Consider the following 5,236-nt stretch of genomic DNA (forward strand, 5'->3'; position numbering starts at 1 on the left):
AGTGCTCATCCCTTGGCCCCGATCTTGCCCTCGGTGCCGGCGATAAGCCGCGAGATGTTGGCGCGGTGCTTGACGATGACGATCAGGCTCATCGCCACGAACAGGCCGGCAATAGCGGGTGTGCTGAGGAAGTAGAGCGCGATCGGCACCGCCACCGCTGCCGTGAGCGCTGCGAGCGAGGAGTAGCGGAACAGGAAGGCGACGGCGAGCCAGACGGCGGCAAAGATCAGCGCTACCTGCCAGGCAAGGCCGATCAGCACGCCGAGATAGGTTGCGACGCCTTTGCCGCCCTTGAAGCCGAGCCAGGCCGGAAAGAGATGGCCAAGGAAGGCACCGAAGCCGGCCCAAAGCGCGAACTCCGGCGCGAAGCGGCCGGCGATCAGCACCGCCGCCGTGCCTTTCAGGGCGTCGAGCAGCAGCGTGGCGGCGGCGAGCCCCTTGTTGCCGGTGCGCAGCACGTTGGTGGCGCCGATATTGCCGGAACCGATCTTGCGCACGTCGCCAAGGCCGGCGGCGCCAGTGATCAGCAGGCCGAAGGGAATCGAGCCAAGCAGATAGCCGAACAGTAGCGCCAGGATACCGCCATAACCCATTGTTTCACCCCGCATTTCCTTCACCGCACGAAATGGCGGACTACGCCGCCATCGGCCTAGATTGAAAACACTGTGCGGCCCGACACCATCGTTTGCAAGACCTTGCCTTGCAGCCGCGCGCCCTCGAAGCAGGTGTTCTTCGAGCGCGAGCGAAGGCCGCTCTCGCTGACGATCCAGGGCTCGTGCAGATCGACGAGCGCGAGGTCGGCCGCGGCACCCGGCTTCAGCGTGCCGCCGGGCAGGCCGAACAGTTTCGCCGGAGCGGCCGACAGCACCTCGACAAGCCTGAGCAGCGAGACGTCGCCATTGTGATAGAGCCGCAGCGCCGCGCCCAGCAGCGTTTCCAGCCCGATCGCGCCGGCCGCCGCGTCGGCGAAGGGCAGGCGCTTGGTGTCGACATCCTGCGGATCGTGCGAGGACACGACAATGTCGACGGTGCCGTCCTTGATCGCCTCAATCATGGCCAGCCGGTCGTCCTCGGCACGCAGCGGCGGCGTCAGCCGGAAGAACGTGCGGTATTCGCCGACGTCGTTCTCGTTGAGGGACAAATTGTGGATCGACACGCCGGCCGTGACATTGGCACCGTCGGCTTTCGCCCGGCTCACGGCGTTGGCCGCCATCGCCGTCGAGATCTTGGCCGCGTGATAAGTTCCGCGCGTCAGCCGCGCCAAAGCGAGGTCACGTTCCAGCGGGATCGATTCCGCCTCGCGCGGAATGCCGGCAAGGCCGAGCCAGCTTGCGTAGAGGCCCTCATTCATCACGCCCGCCGAGGCAAGGTCGGCGTCCTGCGTCTCATGCGCGACGACGCCGCCGAAGTCGCGGGCGTAGGTCAGCGCCCGGCGCATCACCAGGGCGCTGGCGATTGTGTGGCGCCCGTCGGTGAAGGCGACGGCGCCGGCCTCGCGCAGCAGGCCGAACTCGGTCATCTCGCGGCCGTCGAGCCCCTTGGTGATCGCCGCCGCCGGAAAGATGTTGACGCTTGCCGTATCCTTGGCTGTGCGCAGCACGAATTCGACCAGCGCGACATTGTCGATCACCGGATCGGTGTCGGGCATCATGACGATCGAGGTGACGCCGCCCGCCGCTGCCGCCACACTCGCCGAGGCAATAGTCTCGCGATGCTCGCCGCCGGGCTCGCCGATGAAGACGCGGCTATCGATCAAACCTGGAATGAGGGTCTTTCCCGCGCAGTCGATGACAGTCGCGCCTTCCGGCACACCCTGGTTCAGCGCCGCCTTGCCGGCGGCGACAATCTTCCTGCCCTCGACGATGACCGTGCCGACCTCGTCGATGCCGCGCGAGGGATCGACGATATGCGCCTTGCTGAAGACCGTTGTCGTCATGCGCCGCGCCCCTCATGGTTGCGGCGCGGATCGAGCAACGCTTCCATTACCGCCATGCGCACGGCGACGCCCATCTCCACCTGTTCCTGGATGACGCTCTGCGGCCCGTCGGCGATTTCGGACGCAATCTCGACGCCGCGATTCATCGGGCCGGGATGCATGACCAGCGCATCGTCCTTGGCCGCCTTGAGCTTCTCGGCATCGAGGCCGAAATAGCGGAAATACTCACGAATCGACGGCACGAAAGCGCCTTCCATGCGCTCGCGCTGCAGGCGCAGCATCATCACGACATCGGCGTCCTTGAGGCCTTCGGCCATCGAGCGGGCGACGATGACGCCCATCCTGTCGATGCCCGAGGGCAGCAGCGTCGAGGGCGCGACGACGCGCACCTGGGCACCGAGCGCATTGAGCAGCATGATGTTGGAGCGGGCGACGCGCGAATGCAGGATGTCGCCGCAGATCGCCACGATCAGCTTCGACAGCGGCCCCTTGGCGCGGCGGATGGTCAGGGCGTCAAGCAGCGCCTGCGTAGGATGCTCATGCGCGCCGTCGCCGGCATTGACGACGGAGCAGCCGACCTTCTGCGCCAGGAGTGCTGCCGCACCCGCCGACTGGTGACGGATGATCAAGATGTCCGGCCGCATGGCGTTGAGCGTCATCGCCGTGTCGATCAGCGTCTCGCCCTTCTTAACTGAGGAACTCGCCACCGACATGTTCATGACGTCGGCGCCGAGCCGCTTGCCGGCCAGTTCGAACGACGACTGCGTGCGGGTCGAGGCCTCGTAGAACAGGTTGATCTGGGTGCGGCCGCGCAGCGTCGAGGTTTTCTTCTCCGGCTGCCGCGAGATCGCGACGGCCCGGTCCGCCCGGTCGAGCAGCAGCTCGATATCGGCGGGGGAAAGATCGCGGATGCCCAGAAGATGGCGATGAGGGTAGAGCGGCAAGGACGAAGCGTCGGTCATCTCAAGGCGCTGCTATAGGGTGCGGTGTCCCCAGCCGCAAGCACCAGCTTTGGATTGCAGGCTTTCTCCCCGGTATTTTCGTCGTGCGCGCGGCAACGCTTGGGCTATAACCCGCCGAAGGCTTCGGATTCGTAGCTTTCGCAAGATAAGGACAGGGCGTGACCGACGACGTGACGAACCAGCCGCCGCCGCTGACGGGCGGCAACGCCTGGCGGGGCGATCCGTTGCTGATCCAGCTTGCCGAGCGCTTTTCTGAACCGGTGCGCAAGGACCTCGACGGGCTCGGCCGTTTCGTGCTGACGCAGGAAGCGCAGGAACTGGCCCGCCTCGCCAATGTCGAGACGCCGAAGCTCAAAACCCATGATCGCCAGGGCCGGCGCATCGATCTGGTCGAGTACCATCCCGCCTACCACGCCCTGATGCGCCGCTCGGTCGCCAACGGACTGCATTCCTCGGTCTGGGAAAACGGCGACGCCGAGATCGGCCGCCGTCATCAGGTGAGGGCGGCGCGCTTCTACATCACCGCCGAGTTGGAGACCGGGCACCTCTGCCCGATCACCATGACCAGCGCCTCGCTGGCGGCGCTGATGGCAAGCCCAAAACTGTTCCGCGAATGGGCGCCGCGCGTAACGACCCGCAAATACGACCAGAGCCAGAAGCCACCGGTCGAAAAGACCGGGCTCACCCTCGGCATGGGCATGACCGAGAAGCAGGGCGGCACCGATGTGCGCGCCAACGTGACAAGGGCCGAGCGGGCGGGCAGCGGATTCTATCGCCTGACCGGCCACAAATGGTTCATGTCGGCGCCGATGTCCGACGCCTTCCTGGTGCTCGGGCAGGTGCCGGAAGGGCTTTCGTGCTTCCTCGTTCCGCGCATCCTTGGCGACGGCTCCGGCAACGGTTTCCGCTTCCAGCGGCTGAAGGACAAGCTTGGCAATCGCTCCAATGCCTCCTCGGAAGTGGAGTTCGTCAACGCCATCGGCGAGATGGTTGGCGAGCCTGGCGCTGGCATCAAGACGATCATGGACATGGTGACGCTGACCAGGCTTGACTGCGCCGTCGCCTCATCGGCGATCATGCGGGCAGGGGTGGCCGAAGCCGTCCACCACGCCCGCCATCGACAGGTGTTCGGCGCCAATCTGGTTGACCAGCCGCTGATGCAGCGTGTGCTTGCCGATATGGCGCTCGACGTTGCCGCCGCCACCGCGCTGTCGTTTCGTCTGGCGCGCTCTTTCGACGAGGCGGCCAGCGATCGCGGCGAGGCGGCTTTCGCCCGCGCCATGACGCCGGTCGTCAAATACTGGGTCTGCAAGATCGCGCCGCCGCTGCTCTACGAAGCCATGGAATGCCTCGGCGGCAATGGCTATGTCGAAGAGGCGCCGCTCGCCCGCTACTACCGCGAGGCTCCGGTAAATGCGATCTGGGAAGGCTCCGGCAATGTCATGGCGCTTGACGTGCTGCGCGTGCTGGGCCGCGCGCCAGGCCTGTTCGAGGAGGTGCTGGCCGGCATCGACCGCGACCTCGGCGCAGGCGGCCGCGGCACCATTGGCGTGCTCAAGGCTGCCATGCAGGTGGCGGCGACCGACGAGGGCTCGGCGCGCCTGCTCACCGAGCAACTGGCGCTGTCGGCGGCGGCGGCCGAGCTTCGCCGGTTGGGGGCAGGGCGTATCGCAGACGCCTTCGTCGAGACGCGTCTCGCCGGCCAGTGGCGCAACACCTATGGCATGCTCGATTCGCGCCACGACGCCCGCATGATCGTCGACACGCTTTATCCGCCGGTGAACTGAGCGGACCTGTGCGGTCCCTTATCCCGGCCTGTGGATAGGCGTTAACCTTAATGAATGGTTTCCATTGCGGCGGCGGCCCGCAAGGCCCACTGTTCCCGTCGGAGCAAGGATTGGTTAACCATGTCGTTCCTTGCCCTGCAAAGCAGGAACGCCATGCGGCATGTATTGACCTCTTTTCTGGCCTTGCACTGGGCGATCGTTTTCGCCCTGCTGGCCTTTATCTGCATCGACGGCAATCGAGGTGTCGCGGCAGCCCTTGGCGTGCTTGGCCTTGAGGTGGAAAACGGCCGCATCACCGGCCTGGAAAACGCCGCCGTCGTGGCGCCGCTGTCGATCGCGCTGCTGGTTGTGGCGGTGCTGTTCTGCTGGGCCTTCGTCGAAACGCTGCTCAACATAGCGGCAAATCCCGACGCCACGGATGGTGTCGCGCGCATCGCCTTCATTTCCGCCTCCGGCGTGCTGTCGCTGGTTCTGGTCGGCGGCGCGGCGCAAGGCATCGACGGGCTGTTCATGGTCGTCGCCGTCCAACTGACGGCGCTGCTTGCTTCCTA

Annotated in this window: 5 protein-coding genes; 2 read left to right on the forward strand and 3 right to left on the reverse strand. The window is 65.9% G+C overall.

Annotation, left to right across the window (positions count from 1 at the left end; genetic code table 11):
• Positions 1-5: 5 nt before the first annotated feature.
• The 3 genes from plsY to EN742_RS23255 are packed head-to-tail and all read right to left on the reverse strand — an operon-like array spanning position 6 to position 2,898.
• Positions 6-593 carry a glycerol-3-phosphate 1-O-acyltransferase PlsY gene (gene plsY, locus EN742_RS23245; RefSeq protein ID WP_126059077.1) on the reverse strand — a complete coding sequence of 196 codons (588 nt, stop codon included), beginning with the start codon at positions 591-593 and terminating at the stop codon, positions 6-8.
• A gap of 56 nt (positions 594-649) precedes the next feature.
• A complete protein-coding gene (locus EN742_RS23250) occupies positions 650-1,936 on the reverse strand; it encodes a dihydroorotase (protein ID WP_126054690.1) in 1,287 nt (428 codons plus the stop codon).
• The gene (locus EN742_RS23255) at positions 1,933-2,898 is read right to left on the reverse strand and encodes an aspartate carbamoyltransferase catalytic subunit (protein WP_126054689.1); all 966 of its coding nucleotides are present in this window, start codon (positions 2,896-2,898) and stop codon (positions 1,933-1,935) included. Before EN742_RS23255 ends, EN742_RS23250 begins: the two co-directional genes overlap by 4 nt.
• Positions 2,899-3,056: 158 nt before the next feature.
• Between EN742_RS23255 and EN742_RS23260 the strand changes: the two genes are divergently transcribed.
• Positions 3,057-4,685 carry a DNA alkylation response protein gene (locus EN742_RS23260; RefSeq protein ID WP_128333323.1) on the forward strand — a complete coding sequence of 543 codons (1,629 nt, stop codon included), beginning with the start codon at positions 3,057-3,059 and terminating at the stop codon, positions 4,683-4,685.
• Positions 4,686-4,838: 153 nt separating this feature from the next.
• A partial coding sequence (locus tag EN742_RS23265; protein ID WP_128333324.1) for a hypothetical protein occupies positions 4,839-5,236 on the forward strand: 398 nt, incomplete at its 3' end.

Origin of the sequence: Mesorhizobium sp. M4A.F.Ca.ET.020.02.1.1, from assembly GCF_004022645.1 — a bacterium.
In the GTDB taxonomy this organism is placed as follows: Bacteria; Pseudomonadota; Alphaproteobacteria; order Rhizobiales; family Rhizobiaceae; genus Mesorhizobium.

Excerpts from the sequence above, each read along its gene's own strand:
- plsY (WP_126059077.1), bottom strand. The coding sequence starts at position 593 with ATGGGTTATGGCGGTATCCTGGCGCTACTGTTCGGCTATCTGCTTGGC.
- EN742_RS23250 (WP_126054690.1), bottom strand. The coding sequence starts at position 1,936 with ATGACGACAACGGTCTTCAGCAAGGCGCATATCGTCGATCCCTCGCGC.
- EN742_RS23255 (WP_126054689.1), bottom strand. The coding sequence starts at position 2,898 with ATGACCGACGCTTCGTCCTTGCCGCTCTACCCTCATCGCCATCTTCTG.